25 protein-coding genes are annotated in these 24669 nt (G+C 41.1%); 21 read left to right on the top strand and 4 right to left on the bottom strand.

Going from position 1 to position 24669, the window contains the following annotated elements; translation table 11 throughout:
- Positions 1-436 precede the first annotated feature (436 nt).
- From AYJ08_RS20080 to AYJ08_RS20105, 6 genes are all read left to right on the top strand, one after another.
- Positions 437-2074, top strand: a complete 1638-nt coding sequence (locus AYJ08_RS20080) for a peptide ABC transporter substrate-binding protein (protein WP_031411773.1) — start codon at positions 437-439, stop codon at positions 2072-2074.
- Between the two features lie 181 nt (positions 2075-2255).
- Positions 2256-3872, top strand: a complete 1617-nt coding sequence (locus AYJ08_RS20085) for a peptide ABC transporter substrate-binding protein (RefSeq protein WP_064019181.1) — start codon at positions 2256-2258, stop codon at positions 3870-3872.
- A gap of 147 nt (positions 3873-4019) precedes the next feature.
- Positions 4020-4277, top strand: coding sequence for a stage VI sporulation protein F (locus tag AYJ08_RS20090; RefSeq protein WP_064019182.1), 258 nt, complete (start codon positions 4020-4022; stop codon positions 4275-4277).
- Between the two features lie 155 nt (positions 4278-4432).
- Positions 4433-4774 carry a hypothetical protein gene (locus tag AYJ08_RS20095; protein ID WP_231929191.1) on the top strand — a complete coding sequence of 114 codons (342 nt, stop codon included), beginning with the start codon at positions 4433-4435 and terminating at the stop codon, positions 4772-4774.
- A 266-nt stretch (positions 4775-5040) separates the two neighbouring features.
- Positions 5041-6714 (top strand): N-acetylmuramoyl-L-alanine amidase family protein, encoded by a 1674-nt coding sequence (locus AYJ08_RS20100; protein WP_082891039.1) that lies wholly within the window; start codon positions 5041-5043, stop codon positions 6712-6714.
- Positions 6715-6735: 21 nt separating this feature from the next.
- On the top strand, positions 6736-7257 hold the full coding sequence (locus AYJ08_RS20105) for a GerMN domain-containing protein (protein WP_064019185.1): 522 nt from the start codon (positions 6736-6738) through the stop codon (positions 7255-7257).
- Positions 7258-7365: 108 nt separating this feature from the next.
- Here AYJ08_RS20105 and AYJ08_RS20110 read toward each other — a convergent pair whose 3' ends face one another.
- Complete coding sequence (locus tag AYJ08_RS20110; protein WP_031411766.1) at positions 7366-7560, bottom strand: DUF378 domain-containing protein; 195 nt, start codon at positions 7558-7560, stop codon at positions 7366-7368.
- 198 nt (positions 7561-7758) lie between these two features.
- On the opposite strand from AYJ08_RS20110, the gene pstB reads away from it, so the two are divergent.
- The 9 genes from pstB (at position 7759) to AYJ08_RS20155 (ending at position 16017) form a co-directional block, all read left to right on the top strand.
- Positions 7759-8511, top strand: a complete 753-nt coding sequence (gene pstB / locus AYJ08_RS20115) for a phosphate ABC transporter ATP-binding protein PstB (RefSeq protein ID WP_031411764.1) — start codon at positions 7759-7761, stop codon at positions 8509-8511.
- Between the two features lie 186 nt (positions 8512-8697).
- Positions 8698-9030 carry an ArsR/SmtB family transcription factor gene (locus AYJ08_RS20120; protein ID WP_031411763.1) on the top strand — a complete coding sequence of 111 codons (333 nt, stop codon included), beginning with the start codon at positions 8698-8700 and terminating at the stop codon, positions 9028-9030.
- Positions 9031-9239: 209 nt separating this feature from the next.
- A complete protein-coding gene (locus tag AYJ08_RS20125; RefSeq protein WP_064019186.1) occupies positions 9240-9572 on the top strand; it encodes a gamma-type small acid-soluble spore protein in 333 nt (110 codons plus the stop codon).
- A 349-nt stretch (positions 9573-9921) separates the two neighbouring features.
- Positions 9922-10953, top strand: coding sequence for a DUF4367 domain-containing protein (locus tag AYJ08_RS20130; protein WP_064019187.1), 1032 nt, complete (start codon positions 9922-9924; stop codon positions 10951-10953).
- Positions 10954-11178: 225 nt separating this feature from the next.
- Positions 11179-11622 (top strand): hypothetical protein, encoded by a 444-nt coding sequence (locus AYJ08_RS20135; protein WP_003333537.1) that lies wholly within the window; start codon positions 11179-11181, stop codon positions 11620-11622.
- 3 nt (positions 11623-11625) lie between these two features.
- Complete coding sequence (gene alr, locus AYJ08_RS20140) at positions 11626-12831, top strand: alanine racemase (protein ID WP_031411758.1); 1206 nt, start codon at positions 11626-11628, stop codon at positions 12829-12831.
- A 144-nt stretch (positions 12832-12975) separates the two neighbouring features.
- The gene (locus AYJ08_RS20145) at positions 12976-13275 is read left to right on the top strand and encodes a CopG family ribbon-helix-helix protein (protein WP_003333535.1); all 300 of its coding nucleotides are present in this window, start codon (positions 12976-12978) and stop codon (positions 13273-13275) included.
- Positions 13276-13278: 3 nt separating this feature from the next.
- Entirely contained in the window at positions 13279-13629 is a 351-nt protein-coding gene (locus AYJ08_RS20150; protein ID WP_003333534.1) for a type II toxin-antitoxin system PemK/MazF family toxin, read from the top strand.
- 228 nt (positions 13630-13857) lie between these two features.
- Entirely contained in the window at positions 13858-16017 is a 2160-nt protein-coding gene (locus AYJ08_RS20155; RefSeq protein ID WP_064019188.1) for a Tex family protein, read from the top strand.
- Between the two features lie 71 nt (positions 16018-16088).
- Here AYJ08_RS20155 and cmpA read toward each other — a convergent pair whose 3' ends face one another.
- Together cmpA and AYJ08_RS20160 are read right to left on the bottom strand one after the other, a co-directional pair.
- On the bottom strand, positions 16089-16214 hold the full coding sequence (cmpA, locus tag AYJ08_RS23165; RefSeq protein WP_003333532.1) for a cortex morphogenetic protein CmpA: 126 nt from the start codon (positions 16212-16214) through the stop codon (positions 16089-16091).
- A 110-nt stretch (positions 16215-16324) separates the two neighbouring features.
- A complete protein-coding gene (locus AYJ08_RS20160; RefSeq protein WP_064019189.1) occupies positions 16325-16660 on the bottom strand; it encodes a hypothetical protein in 336 nt (111 codons plus the stop codon).
- A gap of 121 nt (positions 16661-16781) precedes the next feature.
- On the opposite strand from AYJ08_RS20160, the gene AYJ08_RS20165 reads away from it, so the two are divergent.
- The 6 genes from AYJ08_RS20165 (at position 16782) to AYJ08_RS20190 (ending at position 22722) form a co-directional block, all read left to right on the top strand.
- The gene (locus tag AYJ08_RS20165; RefSeq protein ID WP_031411752.1) at positions 16782-17246 is read left to right on the top strand and encodes a SprT family protein; all 465 of its coding nucleotides are present in this window, start codon (positions 16782-16784) and stop codon (positions 17244-17246) included.
- A gap of 65 nt (positions 17247-17311) precedes the next feature.
- Positions 17312-17782 carry a tRNA (adenosine(37)-N6)-threonylcarbamoyltransferase complex ATPase subunit type 1 TsaE gene (tsaE, locus tag AYJ08_RS20170; RefSeq protein WP_064019190.1) on the top strand — a complete coding sequence of 157 codons (471 nt, stop codon included), beginning with the start codon at positions 17312-17314 and terminating at the stop codon, positions 17780-17782.
- Positions 17763-18476 carry a tRNA (adenosine(37)-N6)-threonylcarbamoyltransferase complex dimerization subunit type 1 TsaB gene (gene tsaB / locus AYJ08_RS20175; protein WP_022586371.1) on the top strand — a complete coding sequence of 238 codons (714 nt, stop codon included), beginning with the start codon at positions 17763-17765 and terminating at the stop codon, positions 18474-18476. Before tsaE ends, tsaB begins: the two co-directional genes overlap by 20 nt.
- 9 nt (positions 18477-18485) lie before the next feature.
- Positions 18486-18956, top strand: a complete 471-nt coding sequence (gene rimI, locus AYJ08_RS20180; protein WP_064019191.1) for a ribosomal protein S18-alanine N-acetyltransferase — start codon at positions 18486-18488, stop codon at positions 18954-18956.
- A 16-nt stretch (positions 18957-18972) separates the two neighbouring features.
- Positions 18973-20031, top strand: coding sequence for a tRNA (adenosine(37)-N6)-threonylcarbamoyltransferase complex transferase subunit TsaD (gene tsaD, locus AYJ08_RS20185; RefSeq protein ID WP_064019205.1), 1059 nt, complete (start codon positions 18973-18975; stop codon positions 20029-20031).
- 330 nt (positions 20032-20361) lie between these two features.
- A complete protein-coding gene (locus AYJ08_RS20190) occupies positions 20362-22722 on the top strand; it encodes a hypothetical protein (RefSeq protein ID WP_064019192.1) in 2361 nt (786 codons plus the stop codon).
- Here AYJ08_RS20190 and AYJ08_RS20195 read toward each other — a convergent pair.
- A complete protein-coding gene (locus AYJ08_RS20195; RefSeq protein WP_064019193.1) occupies positions 22719-24653 on the bottom strand; it encodes an ABC-F family ATP-binding cassette domain-containing protein in 1935 nt (644 codons plus the stop codon). The genes AYJ08_RS20190 and AYJ08_RS20195 overlap by 4 nt on opposite strands.
- Positions 24654-24669 lie beyond the last annotated feature (16 nt).

Genomic DNA, 24669 nt, shown 5'->3' on the forward strand with positions numbered 1-24669 from the left:
AACATAAATTTACAATTTTCAGTCATTTGTTTGAAACTGTATAAAAGACTGCCTTTTTCATTAATGTCATTCAGGATGTCTCATGTTGGTGGTCCCAAAGTTCGTAAAAAAACGAAAACGGTTCACAAGGATATTTACAGGAGGAAAGGATAAAACTAGAAGTAGAGCAAAATATTTTGGCAACCTAACCGGAATCGATTTTGCAATTTTGACAGAATTATCGAATTGCAAAACTAGATTATATTTAGTGAATTAGAACCATAAAATTCCATTAAATTCATTTTTAGTTCTATATTACCAAAAATACACTTTATTTTTATTTATTTATCTTGATAATTAATAAAAAATAATTAAATGTAAAAGGAAATTATATTATATTATTCTGAAAAAGAGTATAGTAAAGCATATGAGAAAGAAAAAAGGGGGACGCAAAAAGATGAAAAAGAATATCTTTGTACTAATGAGTTCCGTTTTGGTTTTGGGCGCAGCTTTAGCAGGATGTGGAGGTAACACAAGTACATCAGCACCGGCAGCTACTGATGCGTCGAAACAAGAAGCTTCAAAAGGTGAGAAGAAGGTATTGCGTTTGAACATGCACACTGAACCGCCAACAGCAGACCCAGGCATTGCAGAGGACTCTACTTCTGGCGCAGTGGTTCGTGCAATTTTTGATGGTTTGACTCGTACCGATAGCGAAGGAAAACCACAGCCATCCGTAGCTGAAAAAATTGATGTTTCACCTGACGGAAAGAAATATACTTTCCATTTAAGAGATGCTAAATGGAGCAACGGCGAGCCGCTAACAGCGCACGATTTTGAATTCGCTTGGAAGCGTGCATTAGATCCTGCGACAGCATCCAACTATGCTTACCAGCTGTATTACATAAAAGGTGGGGAAGCATTTCACACAGGAAAAGGTAAAAAAGAGGATATAGGTGTTAAAGCGACTAATGATAAGACCTTGGAAGTAGAATTGGAAAACCCAACACCATTCTTCCTAGAGCTTACTAGCTTCTATACGTATTATCCTGTAAATAAAAAGCTGGTTGAATCCAACAAGGATTGGGCTAAAGAAGCTAAGACAATCGTTGGTAACGGACCATTTAAAATGACGAACTGGGAACATAAGAGCAAAATGACTCTTGAGAAAAATGAACACTACTGGGATGCCGATGTTGTAAAAATCGACAAGCTTGAATTCTCTATGGTAGAGGATGAAAATACCGAGCTTTCCATGTATGATAACGGTGAGTTGGATTGGGCAGGTAACCCTTTAAGCAATATTCCGTTGGATTCAATTCCTGCTCTGCAACAAAATAATACATTGATTACAAAGCCAAAGGCATCCATTTATTGGTATAAAATGAACACGGAGAAGGCTCCATTTAATAACGCTAAAATTCGTAAAGCATTTGCCTATGCTGTAAATCGTGATGCGATCGTTAAGAACGTAACACAGTCCGGACAAATTCCAGCAATGGGAATGCTGCCACCTACTATGGCATTTAAAAAAGAGGGCTACTTTAAAGATAATAATGTAGACGAAGCTAAAAAGCTCTTAGCAGAAGGTATGAAAGAAATGGGTTGGGATAAGCTGCCTCCAGTTACTATTTCAATCAACACCTCTGAAAACCATAAAAAAATTGCAGAAGCTGTTCAAGACCAATGGAAAAAAGGTCTGGGCGTTGATGTGAAGATAGAGAATTCCGAGTGGAAGGTATACTTGGATAAACTTCACCAAGGTAACTACCAAATTGGACGTATGGGCTGGAACGCTGACTTTAACGATCCAATTAACTATATTGAGTTGTTCCGTGATAAAAAGGGTGGAAACAACGATACCAACTGGGAAAATGCTGAATACAAACGACTTGTGAACGAGTCTCAAAAAGAGCTAGACAAAGCGAAGCGTGATGCATTATTACAAAAAGCAGAGGAAATCTTCATGGACGAACTGCCAGTTATCCCAGTATACTTCTACACCGATTCCTGGGTGCAAAATCCTAAGCTGAAGGGTGTAAGCTTCGATGCTATGGGTAACATTGACTGGAAATGGGCAGATTTAGAACAATAAGATTACTAGAAATCAGGTAGATAAAAGAGGGGCAAATGATGCTCCTCTTTATTTTTTTGAACATATAAATGTAAATTTCGTAACATAAATTAAAATTAATTTTCGTTATAAAAGTGTTTGTTACCGAAAAAAACAAGGTATATTTAATTCTATATATCTTTTTTTAGGGGGCATAATACACATGAATAAAAGCATTTTTGCAACTGTAAGCTCCATTTTAGTTCTTAGTACAGCATTGGCTGGCTGTGGTGGCAATGCAGCCTCTGAGAATAAAACAGGAGCGGCTAGTGGTACTCATGAGCAAGTTCTACGTGTGAATCTGCATTCTGAACCACCTACTGCGGACCCTGGTCTTGCGGATGACAATGCTTCCTCTGCCATTTTGAGAGCGACTTTTGATGGCTTGATGCGCTCAGGTAAAGACGGGAACATAACAAAATCTGTAGCGAAAGATTATAAAATTTCTGAAGATGGCAAAACTTATACATTTACCTTACGTGATTCACTATGGTCTAACGGTGAAAAATTAACGGCAAAAGATTTCGAATATGCATGGAAACGTGTACTTAATCCGAAAACAGCGGCTTCTTATGCCTATCAATTGTATTATTTGAAAAATGCAGAAGCTTATAACAAAGGGCAAGCCAAGGCTGAGGATGTTGGTGTAAAAGCGCTTGATGAACACACACTTGAAGTCACCTTGAACAATCCAACTCCGTTCTTCCTAGAGCTAACAGCATTCTACACGCTTTATCCTGTAAATGAAAAAGTTGTAACATCTAGCGAAAAATGGGCAGGAGAGGCAAGTACGCATGTTGGTAACGGACCGTTTAAAATGGAATCCTGGAAGCACAAAAACGAAATCGTTCTTGTGAAAAATGATAATTACTGGGATAAAGATAACGTGAAATTGGAAAAAATCGTCTATCAAATGATTGATGATGAAAATACAGAGCTGTCCATGTTTGAAAATGGAGACCTTGATTGGGCTGGTCAGCCTAATGGTATGCTGCCAATTGATGCAATTGCCCCTAACATGGGGTCCGGCAAATTGCATGTTCAGCCAAAAGCAGGCATCTATTGGTACAAATTTAATACGGAGAAGGCACCGTTTAATAATGCAAAAATCCGTAAAGCATTTGCATATGCAATTGATCGCAAAACAATCACAGATAACATTACTCAATCTGGCCAAACCCCTGCTACTAATCTGCTGCCTCCAACTATGGCTTTAACAAAAGAGGGCTTCTTTAAAGATGGCGATGTAGATACAGCGAAAAAGCTTCTTGCTGAAGGTATGAAGGAAGAAGGCTTAACGAAGCTTCCACCAATTGAAATTTCCTTTAATACTGCGGAAAAGCATAAGAAGATTGCGGAAGCGATTCAAGATCAATGGAAAAAAGCTTTTGATATTGACGTGAAGCTGACTAACAAAGAATGGAAAGTATTTATTGATGACCTGCACAGAGGTAACTACCAAGTAGGTCGCAATGGCTGGAATGCCGACTACAATGATCCAATTAGCTTCTTGCAGATCTATAAAGATAAAACTGGTGGCAACAACGATACCAAATGGGAAAATGCAAAATACAAAGAACTGTTAAATAAAGCTGATGCTGAAACAAACCCAGAGGTGCGCAAAGGGTATTTGGCAGACGCAGAGAAAATTATTATTGATGAAATGCCAGTTATTCCGATCTACTTTGACTCCAATGTTTGGCTGCAAAATGACAACCTCAAAGGTGCTGTTGTAGATGCTATGGGTAATGTAGATTTCAAGTGGTCTTCTTTTGAATAAACGTTAAAAACAAAATAAATGGCAACAGAAAAAAGCAGAGTTCCAGAGGGAATTCTGTTTTTTTCGTTTTGATAGGACAAATGACCAAGCGAGTTTACCATCTATTTCATAGAGTAAAGAGAACGATGATATCAGGGGAGGATGATTATGGACTGGGGAAAGATTTTGAAATTGGCGGCGACAGTTGACAAGAATAAATTAAAAACGGAATCAGGAATTCGTGAGGTTATCAAGGATTTAGCAAGTAAATCAGGGAAAGATTTATCAAAAAGAGACTTGGACAATTATACTGAGCAAGTAAAGAAACTTATGCAGAAAAAAGACATTGGCAGCATGCTGGATCAATTAAAGAAAAAAGGCCTAGACCAAAGTGATATAGACAGAATCAAAAAAGGGCTGAAGTAAAGGAGAGGGTTGTCATTTCAAAGAAGACACCACTAAAACGTCGAACCTCAACCCAAAGCAATCAACTAAGGATGCTATCCACACTTCAGCAAAACCAACATGCACATGTTCAACAAGAAATGGCCCATCTCCGACGAGAAATTCAGGAAATAAAAATGATGTTGGGAAGGTTACGACCCGTCGAGCCAGAACGTAAACGGCTTAGTCTTAGTCTTTTTCCTAGGAGAAGGAAGCCGCCAGAGCCTGTCATTGTGCAAGAACCACCAAAACCAAGTCTCGGAATTAATTTGGAGCAAGTGCTGCCGTTGCTCCCCCAGCTAACTTCCATAATGCCGGAAATTAGCAAAGTGATGCCTAAATTATCGAAATCTAAGGTGAAGGATACTATGCAGATACTTTCTAATCCTGCCGTAGCCAATGTAATCCAACAGCTATTAGGCAACCTACAAACAAACAACTTACCTATTCCAGTTAAACATGAGCCAAAAAACCGGTAACGAAAATGGTTTGTAAAAATCAAAAAGAGAAAAGTAAATTTTGTAAAAAAGAATTACGGTGAAAAGCTGCCCCCTCAAGTTAAAGGCCTGGGGGCAGTTTTTTTACTGTTAAACGACTAATAATGAACCACTAGCTCAATTGTTTTGCTATTATAAATTATCGTCACTTGAAGCGAGGGTGAGGATTTTTAGTACCAAAAGCCTAAAAACTTTTCTCATCAAGTAACGTCTAAAGTAATGAACAGCAAGATAGGGGAGGAGAAATTTTGAAAAAGTTTGTTTTAGGCTTGGTTGCCTTGAGTAGTTTTATTTGGATGACGCCTCAAGCAATAGATGCAGCAGGACAATCGACACAGGGCAATATACAATTACGGATCGAGGGCAGGAACGTTAATGCGGAAGTTCCTCCGCTCATCTCCAACGGACGCACCCTTGTCCCTGTTCGCGTTATTGCAGAGGGCTTGGGAGCAAAAATTGATTGGAACCAACAGGAGCGAAAGGCTAAGATTACGAAAGATAATCGAGAGGTAATTTTGCAGTTAAGCAGCAAGAAAGCCTACATAAATGGGAAAGCACAGACCTTGGAGGCCACGCCCGAGCTCATTAATAATCGGATGCTACTACCTCTGCGATTTGTAGGGGAAGCATTAGGAGCGACGGTAGGATGGGATAATGACAGCCGGACCGTAATTGTCAACCAACCTGTTCAGACGCAAATTAATGGACAATCTTTACCGGCTACTGAGAAAGTATATCACTGGGAGGATAAGGTTTTATTGCCAGTGAAGACGATTGCAGACAGATTGGGAGTTTCCCAAGACGAGCTGACTGCCAAGGCCAGCTTGAAGAAAGTAATTGATTCGACGACCGTTATATCCTTACAAGATATAAAAGACAGTATCGGAACAGATGTAGCTGAATGGGACGAAAAGCGCAATGAAGTGGTTATTACTCGCATGAACAGATTGACAGATATTGAGCCACAGGATGACAGTGTTCAGATTCAAACCAGATATAAGGTATTGCCAACTGTGTCAGTCTTACAAAATCCCTATCGGATTGTCATGGATTTCCCAGAAATGGAACTATCCAATAAAATGCGTGACGAGGAAAGCAAAGAGATAGTGATTGATCAAAGGAAAGAGAGCGGTTCCTTCGATTATTACTCCTCTAATATGGATAGTCCTGAAAAATTGGAGCAAAGTGATGGAGATTCCAATGACGCATCCATTAGCGCAGTCAGCCAACAAACTCAACCGCTTATCCGATCGATTCGATACAGCCAATATCAGGATAATCCTAAAACGGTCAGAGTTGTAGTGGAATTGAATCGCTCAAGTAAATATCAGCTAGTGTCGACAAATGATGGTGTAAAGCTGCAATTACAAGCTAAACCGCAAAAAACGGGGTATCTCATTGTTGTAGATGCGGGGCATGGTGGTCATGATGTAGGAGCCAAAGGAACGGTCGGCAACTATGAAAAGGATTTTACTTTATCTGTAGCTAATCGTTTAGTTGAGTACCTAAAACAGCATAAAGAATTTCAAGTCATCGCAACTCGTAGTACAGATACGTATCTGACGCTAAAGGAGCGTACAGATATAGCCAATGAGATAGATGCTGATGTATTTATCTCCGTACATGCTAACTCCTTTAAACCGGAAACGCGCGGAACCGAAACATATTATTACAATCAGAATAGCTTGGATTTAGCGCGTGTGGTTCATAAGCATCTGTTGGCGGCCACTCAATTCCCTGATCGGAAAGTGAAACAAAACAATTTTTATGTTGTAAAGAACACGAAAATGCCTGCTGTATTGACAGAAACAGGGTTTCTCACGAATCAAATCGAAAATACTCAATTAATGTCCCCGCAATTTCAAGATAAAGTAGCAAAATCATTAGCAGATGCGATCTTTGAGTATTATCAAACCTACTAATAAAGGAAAGGAAGGTGTGAAATGAAACGAATAGCTCTTATCATGTGTGCCCTTCTAGCTTTACTGGTGGCTGCATGCAATAACAATTCTGCGCCAGTGGAACCAGCCAAAGATGCCAAGACAGAACAACCTGTGAAGGAAACACAACAGCTAACTCTTACCCTTTACTATGCAGACAATGATCTAACCAAGCTAATAGAAGAGAAACAGCAGATTACAGCCCCTGCATCTGACAAGGACAAGTATGCAAAGGCAATGGAATTGCTGGGGAAACCATCCAAGCCAGAACATAATGCGCTGTGGAAAGATTTTGGTTACCACTCCATTACGTTTGAAAACGGTACGTTAACCATTGATGCTAAGGGGACAAACCAATATAATTTGGGCTCTAGTGGTGAAGCCTTTGCTATTGATGCATTGAAACAAACCATGTTTCAGTTCCCAGAGGTTATGAAAATCGTTGTTTTAGTAGATGGGAAGAAGACAGAATCCCTCATGGGGCATGTTAGCATTGATGAACCATTAACTCGTTCTGCACCCTAACAGATCGAACCTGAACAGAATAAAGGTAGAAACAAAAAAACGGTGTGTCTAGCATGACGCACCGTTTTTCGTTTTTATATAAGTCGGCTTGCACACATAAGCTGATTTCTAGGTACGTTGACGGTCGCTCCCAAAAAACTTGATAGCATAAATTCCGGCAATACCAATAATCGTGTAAATAATACGACTTAAAGTAGAGTTCATACCCCCAAACAAGGTGGCAACCAGATCAAGTTGGAATAAGCCAACTAGTCCCCAGTTGATAGCCCCGATAATAACAAGAAGCAATACTAATTTATCCATGCCTCTACTCACTCCTTTCTTTATAAATAAGTAGTCTCATGATTTCCTTTTCAAAATTAGATTATTCATGCTGGCTTTGACCCAAAAGGAAAGCCCGCTGTTACTTGTACACCTTTAAAAAAAATTTACATAAATCTCATACAGGCTTCATGTCTGTCATGTAATCTGTGAATAGAAGCAAGGAGAGGAGCGAAGTTCTTGAGCATGATTAAGGTGCAAGACCTGCATGTCTATTACGGATTAACACATGCTTTAAAGCATATTGAAATGGAGATTGAACCAAAATCAATTACCGCTTTAATCGGTCCTTCCGGCTGTGGGAAATCAACCTTTTTACGGACAATTAACCGCATGAATGATATGATTCCGCATGTGAAAATCACAGGAAGCATTCAGATTGCAGGTAAAAATATATATGATGCCAATTGGGATGTGGAGCAATTACGTAAGCAAGTCGGAATGGTGTTTCAAAAGCCTACTCCTTTTCCAAAAAGCATTTATGAAAACATTGTATATGGTCCGAAATTACATGGGATTCGAGATAAGAAGCAACTAGAGGAATTGGTGGAGGCTAGCTTGCGGCAGGCAGCCTTGTGGGAAGAGGTAAAGGATAGTTTGCATAAACCCGCTCATGGTTTATCAGGTGGACAGCAGCAACGCTTATGTATTGCACGGGCTCTAGCCGTAGAACCAGAGATTATCTTGTTAGATGAACCGACATCTGCCCTAGACCCTATTGCTACAGCTAAAATAGAGGAGCTGTTGATACAATTAAAGGAAAGCTATACGTTGGTGATGGTAACGCATAACATGCAACAAGCTGCTCGTATTTCTGATAAAACAGCTTTCTTTTTACAAGGTGAATGCATTGAAATGAACCAAACCACTGAGGTGTTTGAGAATCCAAAAGATCAACGCCTGAAGGACTATATCTCCGGCCGTTTTGGCTGATTATGAGATACAGCTATACCCCCTTTATTTTGAAGAGCGGCTAAAGCCGTTCTTTTTTTTTCAAAAAATTCAAGTATAACTGTAAAAATCGTGTTATTACTCAGAGAAATCAAAACCTTGGATTCCAATTTTCACTATCCATATAGTATACTTGGTGAAGAAAGTTTATACAAAGGTGGGAAGAATATGGAGACCACAGATATGATTCAGATGATGGTGCTTGCTGACTTATTCAAACTACTCGGTGACAAGACGAGATTAACCATTATGGCTTTGTTACAAGTTCAATCTCTATGTGTACGTGATTTGGTAGAAATTTTACAAGCTTCTCAGCCATCCGTTTCCCAACATTTAGCGAAACTCAAAGGACAAGGATTGGTAAAGGAAGAACGCCGTGGGGCCTGGGTATTTTACTCCCTAAACAATGAGGCTGCTCCAGTTATGAAGCTCATTCTTGAGCATTTGCCTGATGTTAAGCCACTTGTTGAAAAGCAACAGCGTGTTACCTTAAGCAGTTAGATAGGGAAGACCATCATACGAAAAGGAGTGCTAGTTAAGGCTCCTTTTTTGTTATTCATACGGAAATGACGAAGATATTCCGGGTAAAATACTCGATTTAAATGATCGTTTAAAATTTCACTTTGAGATATACCTGTTAAAATAAGGTGTGGATACGCTTTCTTGATTACGCATAAATTATATGTGTCATCAAGGGAGGTGAGATATCCATGAGAAACAAACAACAAGGTTTGAACAATGCTGCTCGTGCTGCTGCACAACAAAATACAGTAACTGAGTTCGCAAGCGAAACAAATGCAGCTCAAGTACAAAGACAAAATCAAGCTTCTGCTGCTCGTGCTGCTGCACAAAATACAGCAACTGAGTTCGCAAGCGAAACAAACGCAGCTCAAGTACAAAGACAAAATCAAGCTTCTGCTGCTCGTGCTGCTGCACAAAATACAGCGACTGAGTTCGCAAGCGAAACGAACGTAGCTCAAGTGCAAAAGCAGAATAGAGCTTCTGCTGCTCGCGCTGCTCAACAAAACAACGCTACTAAATAATAGGTTTCGCGAAAGACCTTCACCCTTGAGGTGAGGGTCTTTTTCATGTTCAGAGGACTTATATGTAAAGAAAGAAAGTTTTTTGCAGGCTATCCAAGACAAACTCTAACTTGTCTGCATATTGGGACGAGAAGGCTCATAGATATATAACGCATAGAGCAGGAGGGGAAACTGTTAGCTCTACAGACTTTACTAAAGTTCTGTTAGCGAAGGAATATTTGCGGAATGTACAAGATTCAGTCGGCTTGTAGGATATGTTGACTGGAGCTGGATAGCTATCTGACAAATTTCCTAGGAAATAGACAGTCAAGCCCTTCATTGTCGAAACTAGACAAGGGGAGTTGAGGTAATGAAACGGAGAGCTTTAAGTTTGGTCATGCTATTGGTGCTCTCGTTGCTCGTGACGGGATGCTTCGGGACAAAGACACCAGAGGATGTAGTGAATGAATTAGGAGGGAAGATGGACAAAATTACCGGTTACAAGACCAATGCAGTGTTAACTCTGCAAACCGGTACCACACCACAAGAATATGATGTGGAGGTCTGGTATTCTAAACAAAATAATTATCGTGTAGCCCTCACATCTAAACAGCGCAACATTACACAAATTATTTTACGTAATGATGAAGGTGTTTTTGTGTTAACTCCACATCTGAAAAAAAGCTTCCGTTTTCAAAGTGGATGGCCAGAAAACAATGGACCTCTCTACTTATATGAAACGTTGGTTAACAGTATTGTAAATGATGCTGATCGTAAATTGAAAATGGATGATAAGGAGTATGTCTTTGAAGTAAAAGCGAATTACAGTGGCAATCGTTCCTTTAGCAAGCAAAAAATTTGGATGAGCAATGATTTGAGACCAACGAGAGCCGAGATTATGGACAACAATATGAATAAGCTGGTAGAAATTAATTTCACTGAGTTCAACTTTAACCCTGAATTTCCGAAGGATGCGTTCGATAAAGATAAAAACATGACTAGTGCCCTCCCTTCTGTTCCTACTATGGGTCAAACGGAAACAGGTGTGAAGAAGCCTACCAGCCAATTTGGGGTTATACAGCCAACTTATGTACCAGCAGGAATTAAACTAAACAACATTGAACCGGTGACTCATAATAATGAGAAGAGCGTATTGTTACAGTATAAAGGAGAGTACAACTACTCCTTAATGGAAAGCCGTCCAACGGCTGCTACCGTTTCTTATGAACAAGGAATGCCTGTAGATCTTGGTTTCACCATTGGTGTTTTGTATCAGACTGCTGAAGAAAAACGCATTCTTAAATGGGAGCTGGATGGTGTCGAATTCACACTCTCTGGAGACTTGCCTGAAGATGAAATGCTAAAAGTAGCACAATCTACTTATGGTGTAGGCGGTAAATAAAGCATCGCAGCTACAAGAGGCGAAGGGTGTCTTCGTCTCTTTTTCTATGTATCATGAGAAAAGAAAAGTATATACGATCTAGAGATATTACTTGCTCACCCAAGCGATATTTAATCGGCAAATGTAGACAAATTTTTCTGACAGTTCATGTTGCTTCATTGACAGGCTCCCTAAAAAAACGGTAAGATACGTAACGAGTTATGTATAAGGGGTGATTCAACTTAGATGAAACATGAATATGGTGAGGTACTTTATCATGAAAAAGCGACCTATTCAGATTTATTCTTACGTAAGGATGCTAAAATGCGAATTATGGAAACGGTACTTTTTGTGATAATCATGATTTTGCTGTCGAATTTTTTTGGTGATCGGGATAGCACAGTATTTAAAGTAATCGCCATAGCAAGTGCTGTAGCACTGGTGGGCTTGGCTCCGTTTTTTTATAAGTGGAGACTTCGACCAGCTTACACTGTGACGAAATCTCATCTCATTATCAATATTCGTGGACAGGAAACAGCGTATCCACTGACGCAAGTAGAGCCGATTATTGAAGGGAGACATATGTATCGTATTAACGGAAAACGTATGCCCCTCATGATATCTCATAAATTTCTAGCTCATTTAAACGAGAGACTACATGTTATTAACAGAAAGAATAAGAGGCGATAATTCATGAAGCCATATGCCCGCGATACATGGATAGAAGTTGATCTGGATGCGATTGCGGCTAATGTCTCTGCCCTGCGCCAACATATCCCTGCCCACTCAGAAATTATGGCAGTAGTTAAAGCGGATGGATATGGTCATGGTTCAGAATATACGGCCAGAGAAGCACTTGCGCATGGAGCTACCAGACTGGCGGTAGCTGCTTTAGATGAGGCGCTTGTGCTGCGACGAGCAGGTATTACAGCACCGATCCTTGTTTTAGGTTATACCCCCGTAGATGCTATGCAAACCGCTGTAGAAGAGAATATTCAATTGACCGTTTATCATCTTCAGTGGTTGCAAGAGGCTGCCCGTCTTTTGGTAGGCAGTTCTAAAAAGTTGGAGATTCATGTCAAAGTTGATACAGGTATGGGACGCATCGGGGTAAGTGATGAAAAAGAATTACTGGAGCTTATCCATACGATAACTACAAATGATTCCATGCGTTGGGTTGGAATATTCACGCACTTTGCTTGCGCGGATGAGGAAGACACTACACATGTAAAAGGACAGCATGCCTTATTTCAGGAACGTCTGAAAGCTGTTGAGAAAGCGGGCTATAAGCTTCCTCTCATTCATTGCAATAATACGGCTGCAGCTATTGTTTTTCCAGAATGGAGTTATGATTTGATCCGATTGGGCATAGGCTTATACGGATTGTATCCTTCCGACTTCATAAAACAACAGCATGTACTTGATCTAAAGCCAGCCCTCAGCTTAAAAACCCGAATTTCCCATGTGAAAAATATGCCCCCGCATTCCACAATCAGCTATGGAGCCACGTATACAACCACCGATCAAGAACAGATAGCTACTGTACCAATCGGATATGGAGATGGCTTTCCCCGTTTATTGTCTAACCGAGGTGTCGCCTTATGTCATGGCAAACGAGTGCCTATTGTAGGCAGAGTGTGTATGGACCAAACCATTCTTCATATTCACTCAGGAGATGCCCAGGTGGGAGACGAAGTAGTTTTGTACGGAAAACAAGGGAATGAAGAAATTACGCTCGATGAGATAGCCGAGTGTTTGGGAACAATCAATTATGAAGTAACATGTATGCTCAATTATCGCATTCCTCGCGTTTACTTACGAAATGGGAAAATTGTCGGTATCTGTCATGGAATTGCCAATAAATTCTTGGAAGAATATCGAAAAATGGCAGGAATTTAGCGGAAAAGATCGAATACCTTTTAAGGTGGGCATCATGCATCGGTGAAAAGCATCAAAAAGGTATATTTTTGCATATGGTTCGACATAATGGTACTGATAAGATCAGAAGAGAACGGAAAGCGTTCGAGAACAGAGGTTACGGTCATGGCTGGAGGTGGATTTGTCTTGTCTAAAAGCAATACAAAACGTATCATGATCAGTTTGCCGCAACATTTATTGCAAGAGGTAGACGGCGTCGTGCAAAAAGAGAGATCAAACCGAAGTGAATTGATTCGTCAAGCGATGAGTCTCTACCTCAAGGAACGAAAAAAACGCTTTATACGAGAAACAATGCAACGTGGCTATTTGGAAATGGCTAAAATCAATCTCAATATGGCATCGGAGGCTTTTGAAGCAGAAGAGGAAGCCGATCTTACCTTAGACCGCTTAGTTAGCGGGGTGTAGTAAGTGAATGTTAAACGTGGCGATGTATTTTTCGCGGACCTTTCCCCTGTGGTTGGCTCCGAGCAAGGTGGAGTTAGACCGGTATTAGTTATACAAAACGATATTGGAAATCGATTTAGTCCGACGGTTATCGTCGCTGCGATCACTGCTCAGATTCAAAAGGCAAAGCTGCCTACGCATGTGGAAATCGATGCAAAAACATATGGGTTTGATCGTGACTCTGTCATCTTATTGGAACAAATAAGAACCATTGATAAGCAAAGGTTGACTGATAAAATCACTCATCTAGACGATGAGATGATGGAAAGAGTGAATGAATCACTTCAGATCAGCCTCGGATTAATAGATTTTTAATAACGGATGAAAAAAGGATCTTTCGCGATTAAAGGCGAAGGGTCCTTTTTTCATCAAGAGTAGATTTCAGAGTTGGCTGCCTCCTTATTACAACGTAGACCCTTGGAAAACCCTAGGGAAAACCCTGTCCCAGCCTAGGTAAACTTGTAAACGAAACCTCAGGGGGCTATCATACTAGTTAGGTGTAAAAAGATTGAGAACTTCTGTAAACCTTGGGAGGATAGGTACATGGATGTTAAACAAATGGCTGCCACCCTTTCACGAGAACTAGGTGTAGGTGTTCAGCAGGTCGTACAAACAATAACCTTGCTTGATGAAGGAAATACCGTTCCATTTATTTCTCGCTATCGGAAAGAAATGACTGGTCAATTAGACGAGACACAAATACGGACTATTGAAGAACGTGTACGTTACTTACGAAATTTAGTTGTCAGAAAAGAAGAGGTTCTTCGTTTAATTGAGGAGCAAGGAAAGCTCACAGAAGAATTATCAATCGCAATTCACAAGGCCACCAAGCTTCAGGAGGTGGAGGATCTTTATCGTCCTTATAAGCAAAAACGCCGTACACGTGCTACGATTGCCAAAGAAAGAGGATTAGAGCCTCTTGCCGCTTATATACTGTCCTTACCGCAGACAGGTGATCCTTCCTCAGAAGCTAGTCGTTATATAGACACTGAAAAAGGTGTTGAAACAGCAGAAGATGCTTTGCAGGGGGCAATGGATATTATTGCTGAGCAAATCTCCGATGACGCAGAGTATCGGAAATGGATTCGTGAAAAAACGTTCATGAAAGCTATCCTGCTCACGGAGCAAAAGGAAAAAGAAGAAGACGGAAAAAATGTTTATGAAATGTATTATAGTTACTCCGAGCCGGTCAAAAAAGTCGTTCCTCATCGCGTTTTGGCCATAAATCGTGGTGAAAAGGAAGGGATTCTTAAGGTTTCTTTAGAAACGCCTGGGGAGGATATAATTGCATTTCTACAAAGAAAAATACTAACTCAGAAGACAGTCGTTGAGGATGTAATCAAGCAAACAATCGAGGATAGCTACAAGCGTTTAATTGCTCCTTCTATTGAACGTGAGGTAAGGAATGAATTGACAGAGGTAGCTGAGGAGAGAGCGATTCACATCTTTGCTGAGAATTTACGCAATTTGCTGCTTCAGCCTCCGTTTAAAGGAAAAGTGGTATTGGGTGTTGACCCTGCCTTTCGTACTGGCTGTAAGCTTGCCGTGGTGGATGATACCGGTAAAAAGCTTTACATAAATGTGATTTATCCAACGCCACCAGTAAGCAAAGTCAAAGAAGCCAGTGAAACCGTGAAAAAAATTATTGATGAATATCAGGTAGATGTAGTTGCAATCGGGAATGGTACAGCTTCAAGGGAGACTGAGCAGTTTATCGCTGATGTATTAAAAGAAGTAAAGCGTGATGTCTCCTATATCATTGTGAATGAAGCAGGAGCTTCTGTGTATTCGGCGTCAGCGTTAGCGAAGGAAGAATTTCCTGATTTGGATGTAGCAGAAAGAAGTGCTATTTCTATCGCTCGCCGTTTACAAGATCCGCTGGCTGAATTGGTAAAAATCGATCCAAAATCAGTGGGTGTTGGACAGTATCAGCATGATGTATCGCAAACTCGTTTAGCGGAAAGTCTTGAATTTGTGGTTTCGTCAGCAGTTAATCACGTCGGAGTGGATGTGAATACAGCTTCTGCTTCTTTGCTTCAATATGTATCCGGAGTAAACAAGCAAGTAGCATCAAATATTGTTAAACTTCGTGAAGAGAATGGGAAATTTTCAAACCGATCCCAATTAAAAAAGGTACCTCGGTTGGGTGCTAAAACCTATGAGCAATGCATCGGCTTCTTGCGTGTTATGGACGGAGAGAACTCTCTTGATCGTACTCCTATTCATCCAGAGTCATATGAGGTTACGTACAAGCTGTTAACACATTTACAAATCCAGCCTGAGGAAATTGGCAGTGAGGCTTGTAAGAAGCAGGTCATGAATATTTCATTGCCGCAAATGGCAGCAGAGCTTGAGATTGGTGAACCAACACTAAAAGATATTGTAGATAGCCTTTTACGCCCAGGACGTGATCCGCGTGATGAGCTACCTAAGCCGTTGTTAAGTAAAGATGTTTTGAAAATAACAGACCTGAGCAAGGGAATGAAGATGCAGGGTACGATTCGCAATGTGGTTGATTTTGGTGCATTTGTTGATATCGGGCTAAAAAATGACGGGCTTATCCATATTTCTCAGTTGAAAAAGGGATTCGTAAAACATCCTCTTGATGTTGTAGCAGTTGGAGATATCGTTGATGTCTGGGTAATGGATATTGATGAGAAACGTCAGCGGGTTGGTATGACCATGATTTCTCCAGAAGAATAGTGCCAATCAATATTTTGTAAAAGAGAAGGTTTTTCAACTAGTTAATGTCTGTAAGCGGACAAAAAGCCGTCCTATTCCTCAGGACGGCTACTTTGCTTTTCTAAATATAGAAACCAACAGCTGTTTAGCAATCGAATTTGTCGTACATCCTTCCCAAAGAAGGCGCGTTGTAGCTGTTTACGCATCCATTGTGGCATAAAAAATACCTCCTGCGCTTTCTTACTGGCATTGTATGCAGGAAGAAAGGTGGAGGTACCTGTCTGAGTAAGTCATTATCTAACTCTATATCTGGGTACAAGATAACATTCTATTCGTCTTCTGCTAAACCTTCTAATTGTGCTTGCAGAGCGTGAATTTCGGTTAATAAGGAACGGAGTGGGTACTCTGTTTCATTCAAACAGGAAAAGCTGGACTCTAATTCATTCAGATAGGAAAGACCATCTACAATCTTGAGTTCTTGTGAAAGAAGTTCAAGATCACTACATTCGCATAGCATATACGGTAATTCGGGTCTAGTGACTACGGTTAATTTGTTATGTTCTTTTTGTAGCCGTTTAAGCAGGGCTAAAAGCTGATACATATGTGATGACGGCATTTTTACAAAAATAAGCTCGCTCTTCTTTTGCAAAAGTAGGTAGCGCATGAAAGCCTCCATCTGTTAAATTGACTTGCGTTCATGCACAAGTGTAGCGTATCCTTCAAGCAGAATTCAAGAGATTTTGTTATAGTAAGTACAGTCGGAAAAGACTTAGGGGGAGACGTGTGTGAACGATAAGGAATTGCAAAAACTAGTGGAAGAGATATCGGTGCGTGATTTTGCCAAACCGTTTCGTCATAATGCTCGTTTTAACTCACGTTTGCGCACGACTGGCGGTAGATATTTATTGCGTTCGCATGATCTTGAGTTTAATCCCCTTCATCTTCAAGAACATGGTAAGGAAGAACTGATTGGTATCATTAAGCATGAACTATGCCATTATCACCTTCATCTGGAGGGAAAGGGCTATCGACATCGTGATCAGGATTTTATTCAATTATTACAGCAGGTAGGTGGAGCAAGATACTGCTCCAGACTTAGCAGACAAAAAATCGTGCTGCCATATCGCTATCAACTAATCTGCACGGACTGTGGATTTTCGTATAAAAGAAAGAAAAAGATTAACCTAGCTCGCTATGTGTGTGGCAGGTGTCGAGGTAAATTACGTATCGAGCCCTTGTCACAGGGGTAGGAACCCGCCTTTACATGCCATTTTCGACAGGGCTATAATAAAAAGAATGGAGGAATGGCAAGGCAATGACATATGAATTTGAATTTACTAGTCAGCAAGCGACCCAGGAATTCGCAGAAAAACTAGCTCAGCTTTTGATGCCAGGGGATTTCTTGGCGTTGGAAGGGGATTTGGGGGCTGGTAAAACCACGTTTACACAAGGATTGGCACGGGGACTCGGGGTGAAACGTGTGGTCAATAGTCCAACCTTTACGATTATTAAAGAGTATGCTGGACGTTTGCCGCTTTATCATATGGATGTATACCGGGTCGCTGATCAGGTGGATGATTTAGGGCTTGATGAGTATTTTTATGGTGAAGGTGTTTGTGTTGTAGAATGGGCCTCTTTAATCCCGGATCATGTACCGGAGGATCGAATGACGATTCATTTGCTTCAACAAGGAGAGAATGTTCGCCTATGCCGACTTGAGGTAGTAGGAAAACGAAGTGAACAGGTAGGTAAGGAGATTGATCAACATGTGCGTGCTGGCAATTGATACCTCCAATCTCGTGCTTAGCGTCGCTGTGGTCGATGATTCACGAGTACGGGGAGAATGGACAAGTAATTTAAATAAAAATCATTCCGTCACAGTAATGGACGGGATATCCACGCTGCTAGATGAACTAAATATTGACCCGGCAGAATTGACAGGAATTGCTGTAGCAAAGGGACCTGGTTCTTACACAGGAGTTCGGATTGGGGTAGCTACGGCGAAAAGCATGGCTTGGTCTCTTGGGATTCCTGTGATTGGGATCTCTAGTCTAGAAGCGGTAGGAATGAACGCTCTTTCTTTTACAGGAGGAATTGTCCCGCTCTTTGATGCAAGGCGAGGTCAAGTATACACAGGCCTGTATCGAAGCAAGGATTGTCAGACGCTAGACGCTTTGCTTCCTGAACGAATTATATTGCTTACAGATTGGTTGGATCTGCTCCAACAAGAAACATCTGGTGAGCCCTTGCTATTTTTAGGAGAAGATTTGGATAAACATCGTGACGTCATTAGCGATGTGCTGGGAGAAAAGGCGATGTTTGCAACCCCTGCCTTCAATCATCCAAGAGCAGCACACTTGGCATGGACGGGGCTTCAACAGTTGAAGGAAGGAAAAGGCATTCCTGCGCATGACTTAGTACCTGAGTATCTACAATTGGCAGAAGCGGAAGCCAAATGGATAGCGAAACAGGAAAAGTAGGGATATTACATGAGTGAGACACTATCAAAGCAGTTAGAATTTCGTTACATGACATTAGATGATGTGGAAAGAATTGCTGAGCTAGAGCGTATTTGTTTTCCGACTCCTTGGCCATTAGAAGCCTTTATTAATGAATTAACCATTAATCCGAATGCAAAATATATAGTAGCTGTACTAGACGGACAGGTTGTAGGGTATTGTGGAATGTGGCTCATTATTGATGAGGCTCATATCACCAATATTTGTATTCATCCCGATGTACGTGGTCAAAGGGTAGGATTGCAGCTCATGAAACAGATGATGGCCCTTGCGATGGTATTGGGCGGCGAAAGAATGACCTTGGAAGTGCGCCCGTCTAATGAAATAGCTCGGAACTTATACACAAAATTAGGCTTTGAAGAACATGGAAGACGAAAACGATATTATTCCGATAATAACGAAGATGCCATTATTATGTGGGTGAATTTACGTGAAGAGTAATCGACAATCTCGCTATATGAAGCGGGTACAACAACGTTATGAACAACAATTACAATCGAATCGACCAGTCTGTATTTTAGGCATTGAAACGAGCTGTGATGAGACATCGGCAGCCGTTATTGAGAATGGCACCACCATTTTATCCAACGTGATTGCTTCTCAAGCTGATATACACAAACGCTTCGGGGGGGTAGTACCTGAAGTTGCTTCTCGCAGACACGTGGAAAATATTACGGTGACGATAGAAGAGGCACTAGAGCTAGCTAATAAAAGCTGGGACGATATTTCTGCTATCGCAGTGACGTATGGCCCGGGATTAGTTGGGGCGCTTCTAGTCGGCGTAGCAGCTGCGAAAGCTATTTCCTTTGCAAAAGGAATTCCTCTCATAGGGGTTCATCATATTGCGGGGCATATTTATGCAAACCGCTTGGTGGAGGAAATGCAATTCCCGCTGATCAGTTTAGTTGTTTCTGGCGGACATACAGAGTTAATCTATATGAAAGAGCATGGGCATTTTGAGATTTTAGGCGAAACCCGTGATGATGCGGCCGGAGAGGCTTATGACAAGGTTGCCCGTTCATTGGAATTGCCTTACCCAGGCGGACCGCATATTGATCGGCTAGCTCATGAAGGGGAAGCAAGCATTAGCCTGCCACGAGCTTGGCTAGAGAAGGATTCGTATGATTTTAGCTTCAGCGGCTTGAAATCGGCTGTATTAAACACGCTTCACAATGCAAAACAGCGAGGAGAAGAAATTCCTGCGGCCAATCTGGCAGCAAGCTTCCAGACTTCAGTAGTTGAGGTTTTAGTAGAAAAGACGATTCGAGCCGCAAGAGAGTATCAGGCTAAACAAATATTATTAGCTGGCGGTGTAGCAGCAAATAAAGGACTACGTTCAGCATTAAGTGAGCGTTGCGCAAAGGAAGGACTGGCTCTAACTATCCCGCCACTTATTCTTTGCACAGATAATGCTGCTATGATCGCGGCGGCTGGATTTGTCTCATACCAACAGGGAAAATTTGCCGATCTTGATTTAAATGGTGTTCCTGGATTAGAATTGACCAACCCTTTTTAGTAAAAAGCTAAAAAGGGTTTTTTTGTTCTAATTATCCCCATAAAAGGAATTTGTCTAGGAGAGATGGGAAAGCTACTAAGGATTGTCGATGGGTTTCAAATGAACTTATGAACAATATCAACAATCATTTCTTAACAAATGTAATAAATCTGTTAATATCTTTGTGGATAATGTGGATAACGATGATGGTTAGTCTATAAATCTCTTATTTATGGTTTTTTTTCTGTTGAAAAGGCTATTTTAACTGTGGATAAATCTGTTGAAAAAATGTATTTAACAATATTCGACATAATCATTCAGCTTCTTGTTATTAACAGGAGGAATACCTTTATGAAAATAAAGTTGCTTCGGTGGATGCTTATATTGGTTGTAATTCTTGAGATCAGCTTTCCAAAAGCGGCATTTGCCACCTCTTCGCATAAAACATCTCCGCTACTAACCACACCATTTATTTCTATAAAGAATCGACAGGTAATTATACTCGCTGTGGATATGTTTTCTTTCAATGATCTTCAAGAGCTACGGTACCGTCAGCCTTTTGCTGGTCATATGCATAAGGCGGGCTATGCAGCATTAACGATGCGAACTGCGGGACCAAGAACGGCCGCGAATGGATATCTATTGATGGGTAGCGGAGGACAGGCTCAATATACAGAAGCCAGCGAAACGTTATACCAGCATAATGAATCTACAAGCAATAACGAAACAGCAGAACAACGAATGAGTCGCCTGACGAATCCGCATATGATTAACAAAAAAAGTGCACTCTTATATCCCGGTATTTTTCGTTTGCAAAGAGATAATGAAAACAAGCCGTATACAGCCAGAATTGGATTAATGGGAGACGGCATTGAACGTGTGGATGGTACGGTAGCTTTTTATGGAAATGCTGATTACGGAGAAAAGAAGCAACGACATGCCTCGTTATTGGGGGTTACTTCAACTGGAGAGATCAGAAAGGGAATGGTATCGCCCGATATGCTACTAGAAAAGGACTTACGTTATCCTTATGGTCTGCGTACAAAGAAAGATGTTGTGTTACAACAGATCGCAGAGGATAAAAGCTCAAGCCTAATCATTTGGCAATATGGAGATTTGGCAAGATTATACAGACAAATGCCTGAAATGTCACCCTCGCATTTTAAACAGATGTACCATCAAATTATTGGTGATTTAGCAAAGATAGCAGGTCAGATTATAGCTAAACTACAACCTGGACAAATGTTTCTGCTGCTCTCTGCAGATGCTAATCCAATTGCTATCAAAGAAAAGAGCATATTGACGCCATTTCTCATGTGGACATATTCAGGAGTAAAAACAGGCGAGTTAACGTCCATAACCACACGTCAGCCAGGACTAGTGAGTGGATTGGATCTATTACCAACCGTTTACCATTGGATTCATCTGCCTTTACCCGAACATGTAATTGGGCATGTGATTCATCCTGCAACGAATCAACCAATCCCATTCATTTCCACGACTGAAGTAAGTCAGGTGAAAGACAATCAGTCGGACTGGATAATTTCCTCTTTTTTCCAAAAAATAGACCGCATTCATCGTATATATGCGAACAGACCAAGTATTATTTATAGCTTCGTCATCCTTCAGTTGGCTGGCTTATTGTCGGGGCTTTTATTATGGTATCGCTATCAGTATCAATCTAGGGCGGTTTCAGTGCGTGTTCGTAAATTTGTCAGGCTATTGCTTACCGGATTGCTATTAGTCCCGTTTTTGCTTTTGCTTGAGCCTCTTGTGGATATCTCTTTACCTGTTCTTGCTACACTTTCGCTGTTAGGCATAGTAGCTGGGGTAATGGCTTACTGGTTATGTCGTCTCTCGCTATCAACTGGTTTTTTTCTGATAGGAGTATGCACGACGATCGGCTTATTAGTAGATGGATTTACGGGCGCCCACTTAATGAAGCGTTCTTTCCTCGGGTATGACCCGGTCATTGGGGCGCGTTTTTATGGAATGGGTAACGAATATGAGGGGGTATTAATTGGAGCAAGCCTGCTTTTTTTTGCTGCATTTTATCAATGGGAACAAGAACGGGAAAGAAAGCAAATAAAAGATGAACAGACGAACCTGTCTCTAGTGGGACTGATTCTGCTTATCGTATGTATGGGTATCATTCTATGGTATCTGGCTTCTCCTCAGTATGGCACGAATGCAGGGGGATTTTTGGCAACTGGACTCGCGTATGTGGTTACGTTGCTTCGATTTTATCAAATCCGTCTACGCAAAATAAGCCCCCTCTTGATAGGAGGAAGCTTATTAGTTGGTATAGCGAGTTTACTTATTATTCATCTGTTTTCGATGCAACCAATGACTCATGTAGGTAAAGTTGCTCATGACATTATAACGGGTAACTGGATAGAAGTGGGTCAGATTATTCAGCGGAAGCTGGAAATGAACCTTCGCCTGATCCGTGTTTCTTTATGGAGTAAGGTATTTTTTCTATCCCTGTTTATTGTCAGTGTCATCAGCTTTTATCCGCAGCAGTATATGCGTAGATTGTATGCCAGCTATCCCGCCTTGGTTATGGGTTTTAGCGGGATCATGGCAGGGTCGTTGGCTGGCCTTTTTTTAAATGATTCAGGTATTGTGTCAGCGGCCACGTCGATCATTTTTTTTGTAAGTCCTGCACTACTCTTAACTCTACAGGAAGATAAGATAGCTAGAAAGTATTAGTCCATCGACAGCTCTTCCCATTCTGCATACAATTGATCAATCGTTGTTCGAGCCTGGCTAATCAGATCATTACGCTTCTGGGCCTCAACATGATCAGAATAAACATCAGGATGACATAATTCTTCTTCCCAGGCAGCGATTTTTTCCTCGTTATCCTGAATACTTTTTTCAATTTCTTCTAAACGTCGTTGGCGTTGCCGCTCCTTACGCTTCGCTTCTTTATCAAGCTCATAGTTGCTTTTCTCTGGAGTGCTTGGTCTGGCTGCTGAGGTTTTTGGATTTGTCTGTTCAACCTTTTCCTGAGCTTGTTCTACAAGCTCTTGTTTTTTATCCAGATAGTAGTCGTAATTACCAAGGTAGCTTGTTACTCCAGTTGGAGACATCTCTAGAACGCGAGTAGCCATTTTGTTTAGAAAATATCTGTCGTGGGATACAAATAAAATCGTGCCGGGATAGTCATATAGGGCATTCTCTAATACCTCTTTACTGATGATATCCAGATGGTTAGTCGGCTCGTCGAAAATCAAGAAATTGGCTTCCTTTAACATTAATTTAGCCAAAGAGACACGTGCGCGCTCGCCGCCGGACAAGTCGCCAATTCTCTTTAACACGTCATCGCCACTAAACAAGAAGTTTCCAAGAATGGTGCGGACCTCTTTCTCCTGCATCTGAGGATAATCATCCCATAGCTCTGCCAAAATAGTTTTGCTCATATTTAACTCGCGTTGTTCCTGATCATAGTAGCCAATGGTTACATTACTTCCCAGATCTATATGTCCTTGTTTAGCTGTAAGCTGACCCACAATCGTTTTAAGTAAAGTAGATTTTCCGATCCCGTTTGGTCCTACTAGTGCAACACGCTCTTCGCGTTCTAAATCAAAGGTCAACTGAGAGGAAAGCGTGACCTCCTCGTAGCCAATGGCAAGATTTCGAACCTTAAGCACGTTATTTCCGCTCATTTTGGCAATTTCAAAGGAGAAATGGGCAGATTTGTTACTCGCAATCGGTTTATCCATTCGATCGATTTTTTCAAGTGTTTTCCGTCTGCTTTGCGCACGTTTGGTAGTAGACGCTCTAGCGATATTGCGCTGAATAAAATCCTCTAATTTTGCGATTTCTTCCTCTTGCTTTTCAAAACGGCGCAGCTCCTGCTCTAAACGCATCGCCTTTTGATCCAAATAGCGGCTGTAGTTACCTACATAGCGTTGCGCCTGATGACGTTCTATTTCATAGACGATATTTACTAGCTTATCTAAAAAGTAACGGTCATGGGAAACGACTAGGATAGCACCCTTGTAATTTTGCAAATAGACCTCTAGCCAGGATAACGTTTCGATATCCAAATAGTTCGTAGGCTCGTCTAACAGCAATAAATCAGGTGACTGAAGAAGTAACTTCGCTAATGCCAGACGTGTTTTTTGACCGCCGCTTAACGTATAAATAGGTGTTTCATAATCCATGTCTGAAAAACGAAGACCGTGAAGTACACCGCGAATACTAGCTTCATAGCTATAACCGCCTTTTTCTTTAAAGGCTTCCACGCGATGTGAATAGGTCTCCATAATCTGCTGATATTTTTTTTCGTCCTCAAAGACTGCGGGATCGCCCATCATAGCTTCCATCTTGCGTAGCTCTTTTTCCTCTGATTGAAGATGCTCAAAAACAAGAAGCATCTCTGCCCAGATGGAGTTATTGGATTCCAGACCGCTGTTTTGGGCTAGGTAACCGATTGTTACATCCTTTGGTTTACGAAGCATTCCGCTATCATAGCTAAGTTCGCCTGCTATAATTTTCATCAGCGTAGATTTCCCGGCTCCATTTACTCCAACCAAACCGATCCGTTCTAACGTTTGTACTTGTAAAGATATATCCTGTAAAATGGTTTCAACACCATATGACTTCGTTATGTGCTCTGCTTGTAATAAAATCATAGCTTTCACCCCGAGA

It is taken from the genome of Brevibacillus sp. SKDU10 (assembly GCF_001645205.1).
Classification (GTDB): Bacteria; Bacillota; Bacilli; order Brevibacillales; family Brevibacillaceae; genus Brevibacillus_B; species Brevibacillus_B halotolerans.